This is a genomic window from Kitasatospora sp. NPDC053308, from assembly GCF_055585785.1.
Window position 1 is genome coordinate 81,751 of record NZ_JBVJJY010000025.1, and the last position, 14,644, is coordinate 96,394.

14 protein-coding genes are annotated in these 14,644 nt (G+C 72.1%); 6 read left to right on the forward strand and 8 right to left on the reverse strand.

Going from position 1 to position 14,644, the window contains the following annotated elements:
- Positions 1 to 157: 157 nt before the first annotated feature.
- Positions 158 to 421, forward strand: a complete 264-nt coding sequence (locus ACZ6Y7_RS34375) for a DUF397 domain-containing protein (protein ID WP_465761874.1) — start codon at positions 158 to 160, stop codon at positions 419 to 421.
- A gap of 372 nt (positions 422 to 793) precedes the next feature.
- On the opposite strand, the gene ACZ6Y7_RS34380 is transcribed toward ACZ6Y7_RS34375, so the two are convergent.
- Positions 794 to 1,375 carry an ATP-binding protein gene (locus ACZ6Y7_RS34380; protein ID WP_465761875.1) on the reverse strand — a complete coding sequence of 194 codons (582 nt, stop codon included), beginning with the start codon at positions 1,373 to 1,375 and terminating at the stop codon, positions 794 to 796.
- 417 nt (positions 1,376 to 1,792) lie between these two features.
- Between ACZ6Y7_RS34380 and ACZ6Y7_RS34385 the strand changes: the two genes are divergently transcribed.
- A complete protein-coding gene (locus ACZ6Y7_RS34385) occupies positions 1,793 to 2,659 on the forward strand; it encodes a helix-turn-helix domain-containing protein (protein WP_465761876.1) in 867 nt (288 codons plus the stop codon).
- Between the two features lie 216 nt (positions 2,660 to 2,875).
- Here ACZ6Y7_RS34385 and ACZ6Y7_RS34390 read toward each other — a convergent pair whose 3' ends face one another.
- On the reverse strand, positions 2,876 to 3,481 hold the full coding sequence (locus ACZ6Y7_RS34390) for a TetR/AcrR family transcriptional regulator (protein WP_465761877.1): 606 nt from the start codon (positions 3,479 to 3,481) through the stop codon (positions 2,876 to 2,878).
- Positions 3,482 to 3,708: 227 nt separating this feature from the next.
- Positions 3,709 to 5,313: an MFS transporter gene (locus tag ACZ6Y7_RS34395; RefSeq protein ID WP_465761878.1), complete on the reverse strand. Its 1,605-nt coding sequence runs from the start codon at positions 5,311 to 5,313 to the stop codon at positions 3,709 to 3,711.
- An 82-nt stretch (positions 5,314 to 5,395) separates the two neighbouring features.
- Here ACZ6Y7_RS34395 and ACZ6Y7_RS34400 point away from each other — a divergent pair, with 82 nt between their 5' ends.
- Positions 5,396 to 5,836: a MarR family transcriptional regulator gene (locus ACZ6Y7_RS34400; protein ID WP_465761879.1), complete on the forward strand. Its 441-nt coding sequence runs from the start codon at positions 5,396 to 5,398 to the stop codon at positions 5,834 to 5,836.
- Positions 5,837 to 6,000: 164 nt separating this feature from the next.
- Here ACZ6Y7_RS34400 and ACZ6Y7_RS34405 read toward each other — a convergent pair whose 3' ends face one another.
- From ACZ6Y7_RS34405 to ACZ6Y7_RS34425, 5 genes are all read right to left on the reverse strand, one after another.
- On the reverse strand, positions 6,001 to 6,948 hold the full coding sequence (locus ACZ6Y7_RS34405) for a M56 family metallopeptidase (RefSeq protein WP_465761880.1): 948 nt from the start codon (positions 6,946 to 6,948) through the stop codon (positions 6,001 to 6,003).
- Positions 6,949 to 7,113: 165 nt separating this feature from the next.
- Positions 7,114 to 7,665: a DUF5134 domain-containing protein gene (locus tag ACZ6Y7_RS34410; protein ID WP_465761881.1), complete on the reverse strand. Its 552-nt coding sequence runs from the start codon at positions 7,663 to 7,665 to the stop codon at positions 7,114 to 7,116.
- Between the two features lie 241 nt (positions 7,666 to 7,906).
- The gene (locus ACZ6Y7_RS34415) at positions 7,907 to 8,662 is read right to left on the reverse strand and encodes an amino acid ABC transporter ATP-binding protein (RefSeq protein ID WP_465761882.1); all 756 of its coding nucleotides are present in this window, start codon (positions 8,660 to 8,662) and stop codon (positions 7,907 to 7,909) included.
- Positions 8,659 to 9,480: an amino acid ABC transporter permease gene (locus tag ACZ6Y7_RS34420; protein ID WP_465761887.1), complete on the reverse strand. Its 822-nt coding sequence runs from the start codon at positions 9,478 to 9,480 to the stop codon at positions 8,659 to 8,661. Before ACZ6Y7_RS34420 ends, ACZ6Y7_RS34415 begins: the two co-directional genes overlap by 4 nt.
- Before the next feature lie 206 nt (positions 9,481 to 9,686).
- A complete protein-coding gene (locus ACZ6Y7_RS34425; RefSeq protein ID WP_465761883.1) occupies positions 9,687 to 10,574 on the reverse strand; it encodes an ABC transporter substrate-binding protein in 888 nt (295 codons plus the stop codon).
- A 633-nt stretch (positions 10,575 to 11,207) separates the two neighbouring features.
- Here ACZ6Y7_RS34425 and ACZ6Y7_RS34430 point away from each other — a divergent pair.
- From ACZ6Y7_RS34430 to ACZ6Y7_RS34440, 3 genes are read left to right on the forward strand one after another with little or no spacing between them, the layout of a single operon-like run.
- Positions 11,208 to 12,608: a DUF6421 family protein gene (locus tag ACZ6Y7_RS34430; protein WP_465761884.1), complete on the forward strand. Its 1,401-nt coding sequence runs from the start codon at positions 11,208 to 11,210 to the stop codon at positions 12,606 to 12,608.
- Entirely contained in the window at positions 12,605 to 13,363 is a 759-nt protein-coding gene (locus ACZ6Y7_RS34435) for an SDR family NAD(P)-dependent oxidoreductase (protein WP_402210707.1), read from the forward strand. Before ACZ6Y7_RS34430 ends, ACZ6Y7_RS34435 begins: the two co-directional genes overlap by 4 nt.
- On the forward strand, positions 13,360 to 14,436 hold the full coding sequence (locus ACZ6Y7_RS34440) for a threonine aldolase family protein (protein ID WP_465761888.1): 1,077 nt from the start codon (positions 13,360 to 13,362) through the stop codon (positions 14,434 to 14,436). Before ACZ6Y7_RS34435 ends, ACZ6Y7_RS34440 begins: the two co-directional genes overlap by 4 nt.
- Positions 14,437 to 14,644 lie beyond the last annotated feature (208 nt).

The following is a 14,644-nucleotide window of genomic DNA, read 5'->3' on the forward strand; positions in this document are numbered from 1 at the left end:
GTGCACCTGCAATGTCCCGTGCTGATGCACGTGCACTGCAGCTATCATCGCGTCAAGTGAGGCGTTGTGCCGGGCCGGTACGGGGCCGGTCCGTTCGTTCGGCGGTGCCGGGGGCGCCGCGCTGGACGACAACTCCGGAGCTCTTCGGGAGACTTCTATGCACGACTCGCAGAACACGCACGGCTCGTACGACACCTACAACGGGATGGCGGCCGCCGATCTCAAGGGGGTGGTCTGGCAGAAGAGCCGGCACAGCAACTCCCAGGGCAACTGCGTCGAGTTCGCGGCCCTGCCGGGCGGGGACGTGGCGATGCGCAACTCGCGCTTCCCGGACGGTCCGGCCCTCATCTACACCCGGGCCGAGATCGCCGCCCTGCTGCTGGGGGCCAAGGACGGGGAGTTCGACCACCTGGCGGTCTGACCGGCTGCCGTGCTTCACCATCGGGGGGCCGTCGTGGGTGCCGACACCGCGACGGCCTTTGTCTTGTCCGCGGCCGCCCACGGCGCTGCCGGTTTCGGGCTCACGGGCCCGCGGCGCTTCGAGCATCGTCCGGTGCCGACGGGGTGATCCGGGATCCGACCGTCGTCGGTGCCGGCAGAACGGCCCGGGGCCTGCTCCACCCGGGGCTTCCTCCGGTCGACCCGTGGCCGACCATGAAGCTGTCCGCCCGTCTGGCGGTCCGCCCCTCCGCCCGTCCGTCCGCCTGTCCGTCCGCCCGACCAGCCGGCTGTCTGACCGACGCTGCGACCATCCGCGCCGGCGGCCACGCGACGCCGCGCGTGCCGGCGGGCGCTAGGCCGAGCGCCGATGCCGTCCGCCCATGTCGACCGGCCCGCCGAGCGCGTCGAGCGCCGACCGTCCGCCGATCTCCGGGGGGCCGTCGAGCGGCCCGTCTCCCGGCTCCGCCTCGAACACGGCCCAGACCACCTTGCCGCTGCCGAGCGGGTGCCAGCCCCAGGAGCGGCTGAAGGACTCCACCAGGTGCAGCCCGCGGCCGGATTCGGCGACGAAGTCCGCCTCCCGTGCCACCGGGCCGATGCTGCTCGGGTCGCTCACCGCGCAGACCACCTGCGGTGCGCGGTGCACGAGGCTTATTCGGATCGGCAGCCGCCCGTCCGGGGTCGCCTGTGTGGGAAAGTCGTACTCGCCCGGGGCGCCGCCCGACGGGTCGGGCCGTGCGCCGATCGCATGCCGGAGCGCATTGGTCACGAGTTCCGACGCCACCAGCGCGACGTCGTCGAACAGCTCCGTCAGCCCCCAGCGCTGGAGCGTGGTGCGGGCGAACTCGCGCGCGGCTCTGACGGCTTCGAAACGAGGAGCGAGCGTACAGGTGACCACATGGGGGTCAACCGCCAAAGCCGTACCGGTGCTCATGAAGAGCTCCTCCCATAAGGGGGCGGACACGGCTGGACCCGCCGGGGTCATGCCGGTCACCTCCGACTCGCTCGGCCGCTCGGCCGCCCCTCGACCACACGCGCGCGCACTCGAACGCCCGATGGCGCGGGGGACGCCGTCGGGCCGGTGCACGGAGTCGCGCGTGGGGTCGACGCGGAGCCCGCGGGATTGCCAGGGATGTGCAGGTGCACGTGCACCATGGTGGTGTGCGCTCACTGCAGATGCAAGAGTCGATTCACGTGCAGTCGCACTATTGGCATATGCATGCGCCGGATGCACGTGCATCCTGGTGCGCGGAGTGCAGAACTGATAGGAACATCCGTCAGTATCGGCACCGTGAGCGCTCAACTGATGGCAGACTGTGCGCTGTTTGCCCTAGGTGGAGGTTTCGACCGCATGACCACAGTTCAGCCGGGCGGCGGCTCGATGGTCCGCCGGATCCTCCTCGGCTCGCAGCTGCGTCGCCTGCGTGAGGCGCGCGGCATCACCCGCGAGGACGCGGGCTACGCGATCCGGGCCTCCGAGTCCAAGATCAGCCGGATGGAACTCGGCCGCGTCAGCTTCAAGGAGCGCGACGTCGCCGATCTGCTCAGCCTGTACGGCGTCGACGACGGCATCGAGCGGGAGGCCCTGCTCGGCCTGGTCCGCGAGGCCAACAAGTCCGGCTGGTGGCACAGCTTCAACGACGTGCTGCCGGGCTGGTTCCAGACCTACGTCGGCCTCGAGGAGGCCGCTCAGCTGATCCGCACCTACGAGGTGCAGTTCATCCCCGGTCTGCTGCAGTCCGAGGAGTACGCGCGGGCGGTTTTCGGCCAGAGTCGGCCGGTCATCAGCGAGGAGGAGGTCGAGCGGCGGGTCAGCCTCCGGCTGCGCCGCCAGAAGCTGCTGACCGAGGGCACCAGCCCGCGCCTGTGGGCGGTCATCGACGAGGCCGCGCTGCGCCGGCCGGTCGGCGGCCCCAAGGTGATGCGCGGTCAGGTGCAGTACCTGATCGACGTCGCCGAGCAGGCCAACGTGGTGATCCAGGTGATGCCGTTCCGCTTCGGCGCGCACGCGGGCGAGTCCGGCGCGTTCACGATCCTGCGCTTCCCGGAGCAGGACCTCGCGGACGTGGTCTACCTGGAGCAGCTCACCAGCGCGCTCTACCTGGACAAGCGGGACGACGTCGACGCCTACGTCCAGGTCATGGAGCGGCTCTGCGTGGACAGCCTCACGCCGGAGCGCACCATAGACCTGCTCGCCTCGATCCTGAAGGAACGCTGACCCACGGCTGCGGGCGCCGGTGAGTCCCCTCGCCGGACCCTTCCGAACCGGACTTACCCGGACCGGACCGCACCGGAGCACACCGAACCAACCACACCGGCCCCTCGCGCACTGACCGCTTTCGTGCCGTAGCCACCTTCGCCGGGTCTCCCGCCGCGCGGACTTCCTCCGCCGGCCGCCCGGCAGCAGGCCGTACTGGCAGGCCGCCACCCGCCGTCAACCGCGGGCCGGCGGCCTTTCGTATTCCGGCGGCTCGGGCTGCGGCGGGCTGCCGAGGTGCCAGGCCAGGTCGTAGCGGCGGAAGAGGTCGGCGCGGATCGGGGCCAGCGGGAGTTCGGCACCGGGCAGCAGCACCCCGATGCAGCCGCCCATCAGCGCGCTGCGCAGCACCGCGTGCTCGGCGACCGGATCCGGCGCGCCCCAGTCGCGCAGCAGGCCCTGCAGGACGGCGCCGAGTTGCTGCTGCTCCGGGTCCTGGACGAAGGCGCCGGTGTCCGGGTCGAGGATCAGTGCCAGGTGCGAGCGCATCACCCGGGGGTGGTCCATCGCCAGCGCGAGGACGGCGTCGATGGCGCGGGCCAGCCGGGCCTCGGGGGTGGCGTCGGGTGCCAGTTCGGCCAGGGCGCCGGACAGCGACTGGTGCATCATCCGGTGCGTCGCGGACTGCATCAGCAGCCGTTTGCCGTCGAAGTAGTAGGAGAGCAGCCCTCGGGCCAGGCCGGCCCGCTCGGCGATGTCGGTCAGTGTGGTGCCCGCGTAGCCGCGCTGGTCGACCAGCTCGATCGTGGCGCGCATGATGCGGCGGCGGGAGCGCTGCCGCATCTCCTCATTGACCGAATCCCCGCGAGGTGCCATCGTGACTGCTCCGAACGTTCGTTGGCTCCGAGCCAATATACTTGCGAGGCCGGCAGTCGCTCCGCGGAACCGCGCCCGGCGGGCGCCCCGGGTGGCCGGCACGAAGACGGCCGGCTCCACCAACACGGGGGTTTGGTGGAGCCGGCGCCACTGTTCGACGGTCCGGGAGACGGCTGCGGGCGCTGCCCGCGCGGTCAGTGCTCGGCCAGGGCTTCGGTCCGGGCCGTCGTCGACCCCACTGGCGAGTCGTCATAGTGGGTCACCGGCAGGGCATGTGAGCCCCGGGAAGCGCCGGAGTCCCGGGACGGAACGGACACCGAGGCGGAGAAGGAATCCGGGGCGGAGACGGAACCCCGGCCGGGGGCCGGAGTCCGGCGCCGGTCCACCAGCGCGCCGATCGTCGCCACCACCAGCCCGAGCAGTGCCACCGCGGTGACGAACACCAGCGCCGGCCGGTAGCCGTCCAGTTGGGCCCGCGGGCTGTCGCCGCCCGCACTGCCCGCCGTGATCATCGCGGTCGCCCCGGCCAGCACCACCGCGGTGCCGACCTGGATGGCGGTGTTCACCAGGCCCGAGGCCAGGCCCTGTTCCTCGTCGGCGACGCCGTCGGTGGCGGCGATGTTCACCGAAGGGAAGGCCAGCGCGAAGCCGACGCCGAGCAGGAGCATCGAGGGCAGTACCAGGGCGAGGTAGGAGCTGTGCTCGTCCAGCCGCAGGAAGAGGGCGAAGGCGGCGACCAGGGCCAGCAGGCCGATCGGCAGCAGCCGACCGGTGCCGAAGCGGTCCACGATCGGGCCCATGAAAGGTGCGGAGAGGGCGATGAACGCACCGGCCGGCAGCAGCCTGAGGGCCATCTGCAGGGCCGACCAGCCGAGCAGGTGCTGCAGGTAGAGGGTGACCACGAACTGGAAGCCCCCGTACGCGCCGGTCATCGCGAAGGCGACCAGGTTGGCCCGGGCGACCGAGCCGTTGCGGAAGATGCCCAGCCGGACCAGCGGGTGCGCGGTGCGGCTCTCGACCAGCAGGAAGGCGGCGGCCAGCGCGGCGACCGCGACCAGCGAACCGAGCGTGCGAAGGCTCAGCCAGCCCGCGCCCTGTGCCTCGGTGACGGTGAAGACCAGCAGCAGCACGGTCGCGGTGCCGGTGATCGCGCCCAGGACGTCGTAGCCGCCCTTGGCCGGCTCCTCGACGGGGCGGGGGAGCAGGCGAACCGCGAAGACCAGGGCGAGCAGCGCGACGGGGACGGGCATCAGGAAGGTCCAGCGCCAGCCGACCGAGGTGAGCAGGCCGCTCAGGACCAGGCCGAGCGAGAAGCCGCTGGCGCCGCAGGTGGTGTAGATCGACAGCGCCCGGTTGCGGGCCGGTCCCTCGGCGAAGGTCGTGGTGATGATCGACAGGCCGGCCGGGGCGGTGAAGGCGGCGCTGACGCCCTTGAGGAAGCGGGCCGCGATCAGCAGTCCGCCGTCGTCGACCAGGCCGCCGATCAGCGAGGCGGCGGCGAACGCGGCCAGGGCGACCAGGAACACCCGGCGGCGGCCGAGCAGGTCGGCGGCTCGGCCGCCGAGGAGCAGCAGTCCGCCGTAGCCCAGCACGTAGCCGGAGACGACCCACTGCAGGGTGGAGGTGGAGAGGTCGAGTTCGGCGCCGATGGAGGGGAGGGCGACGCCCACCATCGAGACGTCCAGGGCGTCCAGGAACATGGCGGCGCAGAGCACGATCAGGGTGCCCCAGAGGCGGGGCGTCCAGCGAGGTCCACTGGTTGACGGGACGTCGGGCGGCGTGACGGTCGCGGTGGTCATGAGGAGGACAGTACATGCGCATGCATTCAATGCAAATGAATTAGATGTGAACGCAATAAATTACGGTGCACGTGCTAGGGTGGTGCCCGTGGCTGAACTCGACTCCCCGGCGGAGGCCGGTCTCGTCGCCGAGTGGCGCGAGCTGCTGGCCCGGCACGCTACGGCCGCCTGCACGCTCGACCGCGAGCTGGGCGAGCGGTTCGGGCTGGGCATGAGCGAGTTCGAGGTGCTGGAACGCCTCGTCGAGGGGTGCGGCGCCGGAGGCGGCCACGCGATCCGGGTGAGCGAGCTGGCTCCCACCGTGCACCTGAGCCAGAGTGCGCTCTCCCGGCTGATCGCCCGCCTGGAGAAGGCCGGACTGGTCACCCGGGCGATGTGCGAGAGCGACCGTCGGGGCATCATGCTCACCCTCACCGAGGCGGGGCGGGAGCGCTACGAGCAGGCCAGGCCGCTCCACCGCGAGGTGCTGGGGCAGACCCTCGGCGGCCTGCCCGGCGCGGCCTGCCTGGCCCCGTCGGACTGATCGGGCCGGGGTTCCGGCCGCCGGGCCGCTGCGCTCCTCCTGCTCACCTGCCGAGCTGCCGGCGTGCCGACCTGCCGAGCCGCGGACTTACGGTCCATCTGTCCGCCTGTCAGGCCCTCCGCCCGTCCGCCTGTCCGGCCCTCCGCCCGTCCGGCCGAGCGGAGTCAGAACAGCGAGCGCAGCCCCGGGGCGGCGGCCAACAGCAGGGCGGCGGCGGGCGCGGCGAGGGCCGCGACGGTCAGTTGCAGCCGGTGCGTCACGGAGAGCCGGGGCCGGCCCGCGAGCAGCCGGTCCACCCGCTTCGGGGACTGCGCCAGCCCGGGCGGGCAGGAGCCGAACACCCCGCGGTCCAGGTTGAGTTCGGCCAGGGCGAGGGCGGTGGTGTGCCGGCCGTGGCGGCGGGCGGCCCGGTCGTCGGCTGCCAGCTCGACCAGCTCCGCCACCTGGTCCCGGAAGGCGCTGAACACCCGCACCCCGGGGAAGCCGGTGGCGAGCGCCTGGGAGAACTGCTGCAGCCAGTGGTGCCGGGCCCGCACGTGGCCGCGTTCGTGGCTCAGCACCGCCGCCAACTCCCGGTCGGTCAGCTGCTGGAGGGCGCCGGTGGTGACCACCAGCCGGGAGTTCGGCCCGGGCAGCGACCACGCCTCCGGGCGGACGTTCTCCAGCACCACCAGCCGTTCGCGCCGGCTCCGGGAGGCCTCGATCGTTTCGGGCAACTCCGGTGCCCGGGTCGCCAGTTGGGCGTGACGACGGTCGCGCAGGGCCTTGGCCGTACGGACCTCGCGGGTGAGCGCCAGCACGGTCTGCACCCCACCTGCCGCCAGGACCGCGGCGCACAGCCGGCCCCAGCCCTCGGCGTCCTGCAGGCCGTACGCGGCCTCGACGCCGTACGGGGCACCCGAGAACACCAGGGCGCGCAGCTCGGGCAGGGCGGCGGAGGCGGCCAGCACCAGCCCCAGCGCGCAGCACAGCAGCACGGCCACCACCAGGCACTGCCACACCAGCAGTGCCAGCACCGGTTCGCGCTCCACCCAGCGGGCCCGGGCCAGCAGGCGGGGCGCAGCCGTCGAGAGCAGCAGTCCGAGTAGCAGCAGGCCGATCAGGGCAGGCATCGCATGGGCTCCCCGAGTACGCACGGAACGCGACGACGCGCTCCCCGCCAACCTATCGTCGGCGACGCCCGGTGGAACGGCTTTCGACCGGCCAGTGACCAACGCCACGCGCCCGGTGGGCTCTTGCCGCGCCGCGTTCGAAGACGAGTCCTGGGCGCAGCGCCGTCACATGGTCAGGAGCATGGCGAACATGCCGATGCCCATGGTGAGCCGACAGGCGTGCGGGAGACCGGCCGTGCCGGTCGCGACGGTGCCGGCCGGGGTGCGCAGCAGTCGGCTGCCGGCCCAGAGGGTGTACCCGCCGAAGTAGAGGAGGAGGACGCCGGTCAGCAGCGGGACGCCCAAACCGGCCGGGTTGTGGTGCTGGTGGCCGGGGTGCGCCGCCATCGCGAGGGCCATGTACGTCATGGCGAGCGCGCCGATCGCGTGGTGCAGCCGGTGGGCCCGGCCGGCCGGGGCGTGGACGGCGGCGAGCAGGAAGGCGGCGGCGGGGAGGCCGAACAGCGCGGCCCAGACCGCGGCCGGGACGGTGGCGCCGGTGACCGCCATCGCCGCCATGCCGAGTCCCATCAGCGCCTCGGCGGCGTCGGACTCCCGGGTGCGCGGGCGGTGCGCGCCTGCGGGGCAGGGGACGTGCCGCAGCCGGACCAGACAGCTGGCGCCCGCCGCGGCGGTGAGGAGGGCGAGCAGCCAGGTGACGAGGATGGGTCCGTGCAACGGCGGCCTCCCGGGTGGCGGGCGACGGTGACGGTCGTCGACAGTTGTCCTGCCCACGATCACCGCTGCCTCCGCGGTGCGACCAGGGCGCGTACAGGGGCGCACGGTTGTGGCCGTCGTTGCGAATCTCCCGGTCGCACACCCCCTCCGACTCGGCCGCGCCCCCGCGGCCCAGCGGCACCCCTCTCCGGCCCGGCCGCGTCCCCGGCCCAGCCGCACACCCCGTCCGGCCGCCGGGCCCTCAGCCCTGGAGCCGGCCCGAGGCCATCACCCGGCTGAGGAACCGCCGGGTCCGCTCCTCCTGCGGATCCCCGAACACCCGCTCCGGTGGTCCCTGTTCGAGCACCACGCCACCGTCCAGGAAGCAGACCTGGTCGGCGACCTCGCGCGCGAAGCCCATCTCGTGGGTGGAGATGACCATCGTCATCCCCTGCTCCTTGAGGTCCCGCACCACCGCGAGCACCTCCCCGACCAGCACCGGGTCGAGCGCCGCGGTGATCTCGTCCAGGAGCAGCAGCCTCGGGCCGGTGGCCAGCGCCCGCACGATGGCGACGCGCTGCTGCTGCCCGCCGGAGAGCCGGTCCGGGTACTCGCGGGCCTTGGCCGCCAGCCCGAGCCGGTCGAGCAGTTCCAGCGCCCGGGCCTCCGCCTCGGCCCGCGCCACCCGGTGCACCCGGCGCGGCGCGAGCGTGACGTTCTCCAGCACCGTCATGTGCGGGAACAGGTTGTACGCCTGGAACACCACCCCGATCCGGCGCCGGACGGCGTCCTCGTCCGCCCGTGGATCGGTGATCTCCTCGCCGTCCAGGAAGATCGCGCCGTCGTCGATGCCCTCCAGCAGGTTGACGCACCGCATCAGGGTGGACTTCCCGGAGCCGGAGGCCCCGATCAGCGCCGTCACCGAGTGCTCGGGCACGACGAGGTCGACGTCGCGCAGCACCACCTGGGCGCCGAAGGTCTTGCGCACCGACTCCAGCCGGAGCACCTCCGCGGTCACACCGCACCTCCCTGGAACTGCCGGCGGTTCATCCGCGAGGTCAGCCAGTCGGCGAACCGGGTCAGCGGAACGGTCAGCACGATGAACACCAGACCCGCCAGCAGGTACGGCGTGAAGTTGAAGGACCGGGCGGCGATGATCTTCGCCGCGTACACCGCGTCGATCGCCCCGCCGATCGAGACCAGCCCGGTGTCCTTCTGCAGGCTCACCAGGTTGTTGAGCAGCGGCGGCACCACCCGCCGGACGGCCTGCGGCAGCACCACGTACCGCATCGCCTGCGCGTTGGTCAGCCCCAGCGACCGCGCCGCGGCACGCTGGCTCGGGTGCACCGACTCGATGCCGGAGCGGAACACCTCCGACACGTACGCCGAGTACGTGAGCACCAGTGCGGCCCCGCCCAGCAGCAGCGGGTCGGTGGTCACCCCGGTCAGCCGCAGCGCGGGCACCCCGGTGATCATCACCAGCAGGCAGATGATCATCGGCAGTCCGAGGAAGAAGTCCACGTAGGCGGTGGCCAGCAGCCGCACCGGCAGGAACACCGGCCCGCGCAGCGTGCGCAGCACCGCGAGCAGCAGGCCGAACACCAGGATCAGCACCCCGCAGCCCAGCATCAGCTCCAGGTTGAGCCGAAGCCCCTTCAGCACCTCGGGCAGTGCCCGGCGGGCGTAGTCCGGGTTGAAGAAGGTCCGCCGGGTCACCTCCCAGCCGGGGGAGTTGACGATCAGGAGGTAGAGCGCGACCGCCGTGACCAGGGTGGACGCGGTGGCGATCAGCGCCGAACGGCGGGCCCGGGCGCGCCGGTACGCCTCGTGCGCCAGCCGCCGCTCCGACGGGCGGTAGCCGTCGTCGTCCCCGTCCGCTCCAGCCGTGCCGGTGCCGGTGCCGCGAGCGTCCTTCCCCGGCTCGTCGGCCCGCGCTTCCCTCGCCGCCCCCGTCTTGGTCAGCGCCTCCGTCGCCGCCCCGGCCGTCGCCGCGTCCCGGTCCGTCGTCGTGCCCCCGTCCGTGCCGGAGCCCGTATCAGCCCTCACTTCAGCACCGGGGCCGAGACGGCGTCGGAGAGCCACTGCTTCTCCAGCTTCGCCAGCGTGCCGTCCGAGCGCAGCGCGTCCACCGCCTGCGACACGCAGCCGGTCAGCTGGGAGCCCTTGTCCAGCACCAGGCCGAACTGCTCGCCGTGCGAGGCCGCCTCGAACTGGCCCACCACCTGGGCCTCCGGCACTTCGGCGCCGGTGATGTAGAAGGCGGTCGGCAGGTCCACCACCAGGGCCTCGATCTGGCCGTTCTTCAGCGCGGCCTTGGCCAGGTCGTTGGAGTCGAACACGGCGGGCTGACCGCTCGGCTTGATGGTGTTGGTGATGGTGTCCAGGCTGGTGGTGCCGACCTGGGCGCCGAGCTTGGCGCCCTTGAGGTCGGCGATGCTCTTGGCGCCCGCCGCCTTGGAGTTCTTCAGCGCGATGACGGCCTGGCGGACGTCGTAGTAGCCGGAGGAGAAGTCCACGGCCTGCTTGCGCTCGTCGCTGATGGACACCTGGTTGACGTCGAAGTCGAAGTCCTTGGCGCCGGGCGCGGTCGCCTTGCCGAACGGCGCGACCACCCAGCTCACCTTCTCCTTCGGGTAGCCCAGCTTGTCCGCCACCGCGTACGCCACGGCGGACTCGAAGCCCTTGCCGTTCTCCGGCTTGTCCTCGGAGAACCAGGGGTCGTACGCGGGCTTGTCGGTGCCGATGGTCAGCGTCCCGGCCGTGCGGGTCGCCAGCGCCCCCGGCGCGCAGCCCGCCGCCGTGCCGGCCGCGCCCGGGCCGCCGGCGGCGGTGTCGGACTTCGGGTCCTGCGGCGCGCACGCGCTCAGCAGGGCCGCAGCGGTGACCAGCGCGGCGAGGGGCAGTACGGCGGACGGCTTGCGGAGGGTCATGGCGGAGCTCCAGAGGAAGGGCCGGGCGGGACGGAGGGGAGGAACGTGGGACGGAAGGGCGCCTCTTGGGGGGCCGGGCCCCGGCGGGGTCACTTCCCCCCGGTGGCGGCGCCGGAACACACACGGCATGGTCGGCGTACGGGCCCGTGTCCGCGGCGCCCCCGAGCCGGACCGGCGCCCCCGAGCCGGACCGGCGCCCCCGAGGCGGGCCGGGGGCTGCCGGGGCGACGGCGGCCGGACCGCGACCGGCGGCCGCGGTGGCATCGACGGCAGCCGGATCAGGAACAGCGGCAACAGCGGCAACGGAGGCAACAGCGGCAGCGGAGACCGCACGTGCGACGGCGACAGCAGGAGCGGACGCGTCGACGGGAGGGCGCCCTGAACGGGCTGTCGTGGCACTCGGCCACCGTGATCACCGCCGGGAGCATGCGGGGAGGTTCGCATCACAGCGGCGCATCTGTCCAGAACATCCAGACAACCGTCCACATGCCGGACAAGGGGCCTCCTGGCGCAGGTTTTCGGGCCGGAGCGGCGGATCGCCGCAGCTTTGCCCGTCCGGACCCCCTTGAACGGGAGAACCTTTCGTACTTATGGTGTCCCCGTCGAAATAACTCCTGTCGAAGTGAGTCCACGATGCAGAATCTTTCGCCAAGGCTCGCTGCGGCGGCCGACGCCCCGGTCTCGACCCTCGCCGGCCACCCGGCGTGGCTGCGCCTGAAGGAGGCCGTCGAGTCGCTGCGCCCGCTGCAGTCCAAAGACGGCTCGATCGACCTGGCCGCCGTCCAGCGCCAGAGCGTCGACCCGCTGGTCGCGACCGTGCGCGCCGCCGTCAAGGAGCTCGCTCCGCACTTCCCGCACGACGCGGCCTACCTGACCGCCGTCGACGCCGACCTCGCCAAGTGGGCCGACACCGGCTACCGGGAGCCCGACTTCCTGGACTCGCTGCTGGCCTTCCAGCCCGCCGACCAGCGCGAGGACGGCCTGGAGCACCTGGTCGTCTTCCCGATGTACACCCAGAACGGCAACCCCGACCGCAACCTGGAAGCCGTCCTGCTGCGCGTCGTGTGGCCCGACTGGCTGGCCGAGCTGGAGCGGACCCGCTTCGACAACCCGATGTTCGTGCCGATCACCTTCACGGACTTCACGGCCGGCTACGACACCAACTCCGCCGTCCTCTTCCCCGAGACGGTCGCCGTGCGCAAGGCGCCGGAACGTTTCACCTGGGGCGGCATCTTCTGCGACCGCGAGGCCGCCCGCTTCCGCGCCGTGACCACCAGCGCCGTCCAGCAGCTCGGCCTGGAGATCCCCGCCGACGCCGAGGGCCTGCTCAAGGACCAACAGCGCGCGCAGGAGACCTTCGTCCTGTGGGACCTCGTCCACGACCGCACCCACAGCCACGGCGACCTGCCGTTCGACCCATTCATGATCAAGCAGCGCAGCCCGTTCTGGATGTACGGCCTGGAGGAGCTCCGCTGCGACCTCACCACCTTCAAGGAGGCGGTGCAGCTGGAGTCCGAGGGCAACCCGCACGCCCGCGACGTCCAGTACGCGATCCTCTTCGACCGGATGTTCCGCTTCCCGGTCAGCGGTGACCGCGTGCGCAACTACGACGGCCTCGGCGGCCAGCTGCTCTTCGCCTACCTGCACAAGCACGACGCGCTGCGCTGGCGCGACAACCGCCTCAGCATCGACTGGGAGCGCGCCCCGCAGGTCACCAACAGCCTCTGCGCCGAGATCGAGAAGCTGTACCGCGACGGAATCGACCGGCCCAAGCCGGCCCACTGGATCGCCGCCTACCAGCTGGTCTCGCAGTACCTCACCCCGCACCCGGCCTCGACCTGGGCCAAGGGCCCCGAGGCGCTGCCGCTCGACATCACCGACGGCAAGGCCCTCAACAAGGCCCTGTGCGACGCCGTGCTCCCGGACGAGTTCCCGCTGAGCATGTTCTACGAAGCCCTCAACAAGAAGCTGAGCGGCGTCATCGCCTCCACCACCGGCATCACCGGTAACGGCATCCAGGGAGTCGCCGCGTGACCACCTCCACCAACGCCCCGCTGGCCGGCAAGGTCATCGCCGTCGCCGGAGCCAGCGGCCCGGCCGGCCGCGCGGTGCTGCGCCGCCTGGCCGCCGACGGCGCGACCGTGATCGGCGCCGACATCGACGCCCAGCGCCTGGAGTCCGCGCTGGACGCCACCCGCGTGGCCGTCCGCGGAGCGAAGATCAGCGGCCAGGTCATCGACCTGCTCGACCCGCAGGAGGTCCACGACTGGGCCGACCACCTGGAGTCCGAGCACGGGCACGTCGACGGCCTCATCCACCTGGTCGGCGGCTGGCGCGGCAGCAAGACCTTCTTCGACAGCCGTCTGGACGACTGGGACTTCCTGCACGACACCGTCGTGCGCACCCTGCAGCACACCTCGCTGGCCTTCCAGCCCGCCCTGGTCCGCAGTGAGTCCGGCCGCTACGCGATGATCTCCGCCGCGGCCGCCCACAAGCCGACCGCGGGCGGGGCCGCCTACGCGGCCGCCAAGGCCGCCACCGAGGCCTGGACCCTCGCCATGGCCGACTCCTTCAAGAAGGAGACCACCGCCCCGGACGGCGAGCCCACCGCGGCGGCTGCGATCCTGGTGATCAAGGCGCTGGTCAGTCCCGAGATGCGGGCGGAGAAGCCGGAGGCGAAGTTCGCCGGCTTCACCGACACCGCCGACCTCGCCGACCACCTCGCGGGCCTTTGGGACCGCCCCGCAGCAGAACTGAACGGACAGCACCTGTGGCTGACAGCCCGATGACCGACCTCACCCGTACGGACGCGGTACGGCGGCACGACCCCGCCGTCCGCGGCTTCGCCAGCGACAACTACGCCGGCGTGCACCCGGAGGTCCTCGCCGCGATCGCCCTCGCCAACGGCGGCCACCAGGTCGCCTACGGCGAGGACGACTACACGGCCCACCTCCAGGACGTCTTCCGCCGCCACTTCGGCGAGAAGGCGGAGGCGTACCCCGTCTTCAACGGCACCGGCGCCAACGTGGTCGCCCTCCAGTCGCTGCTCCCGCGCTGGGGTGCCGTGGTCTGCGCCGAGACCGCCCACATCCACGTGGACGAGGGCGGCGCGCCGGAGAAGATGGGCGGCATCAAGCTGCTCACCGTCCCCACCCCGGACGGCAAGCTCACCCCCGAACTGCTCGACCAGCAGGCCTGGGGCTACGGCGACGAGCACCGCGCGCAGCCGCTCGCGGTCTCCATCACCCAGAGCACCGAGCTCGGCACGCTCTACACCGCCGACGAGATCCGCGCGATCACCGAGCACGCCCACCAGCTGGGCATGCTCGTCCACGTCGACGGCTCCCGCCTGGCCAACGCGGCCGCCTCCCTCGGCCAGCCGCTGCGGGCTTTCACGACCGACGTGGGCGTGGACGTGCTCTCCTTCGGCGGGACGAAGAACGGCCTGCTGTTCGGCGAGGTCGTGGTGGTGCTCAACCCGGAGCGGGTGCGCAACATCAAGTACCTGCGCAAGACCTCGATGCAGCTGGCCTCGAAGATGCGCTTCCTGTCGGTCCAGTTCGAGGCCCTGCTCTCGGGCGACCTCTACCTGCGCAACGCCGGCCACGCCAACGCGATGGCCAGCCGCCTGGAGGCCGCGGTCCGGGGCATCGATGGCGTCGAGGTGGTCCGCCCGGTGCAGGCGAACGCGGTGTTCGCGATCCTCCCGCGAGAGGTGAGCGAGCGACTGCAGAAGCGCTACCGCTTCTACTTCTGGAACGAGCACACCGGCGAGGTGCGCTGGATGTGTTCCTTCGACACCACGGAGGCCGACATCGACGCCTTCGCGGAGGCCATCGCCGAGGAGATGGGCCGCGTCTGACGGCGCCTGACCAGCGAATCGCCCCTGCCCGGGAGTCCGGGCGGGGGCGATTTGCATGGGGCGGGCCGGTCCCCGTACAGTTCCGGAGTCGCCGCGGGAGACCGGGGCGACAAAGCGGAAAGCGAATCCGACGAAGGAAACTCCGGGAAAACGGAGCGGAAATCGTCTGATAAGCTGGGAACACGAAAGAACGAAGCCCGGAGGGCCC

Coding starts and splice junctions, on each gene's coding strand:
- ACZ6Y7_RS34380 (WP_465761875.1), bottom strand. CDS start 1,375: ATGAGCACCGGTACGGCTTTGGCGGTTGACCCCCATGTGGTCACCTGT.
- ACZ6Y7_RS34385 (WP_465761876.1), top strand. CDS start 1,793: ATGACCACAGTTCAGCCGGGCGGCGGCTCGATGGTCCGCCGGATCCTC.
- ACZ6Y7_RS34405 (WP_465761880.1), bottom strand. CDS start 6,948: ATGCCTGCCCTGATCGGCCTGCTGCTACTCGGACTGCTGCTCTCGACG.
- ACZ6Y7_RS34440 (WP_465761888.1), top strand. CDS start 13,360: ATGACCGACCTCACCCGTACGGACGCGGTACGGCGGCACGACCCCGCC.
- ACZ6Y7_RS34430 (WP_465761884.1), top strand. CDS start 11,208: ATGCAGAATCTTTCGCCAAGGCTCGCTGCGGCGGCCGACGCCCCGGTC.
- ACZ6Y7_RS34375 (WP_465761874.1), top strand. CDS start 158: ATGCACGACTCGCAGAACACGCACGGCTCGTACGACACCTACAACGGG.
- ACZ6Y7_RS34395 (WP_465761878.1), bottom strand. CDS start 5,313: ATGACCACCGCGACCGTCACGCCGCCCGACGTCCCGTCAACCAGTGGA.
- ACZ6Y7_RS34390 (WP_465761877.1), bottom strand. CDS start 3,481: ATGCGGCAGCGCTCCCGCCGCCGCATCATGCGCGCCACGATCGAGCTG.
- ACZ6Y7_RS34425 (WP_465761883.1), bottom strand. CDS start 10,574: ATGACCCTCCGCAAGCCGTCCGCCGTACTGCCCCTCGCCGCGCTGGTC.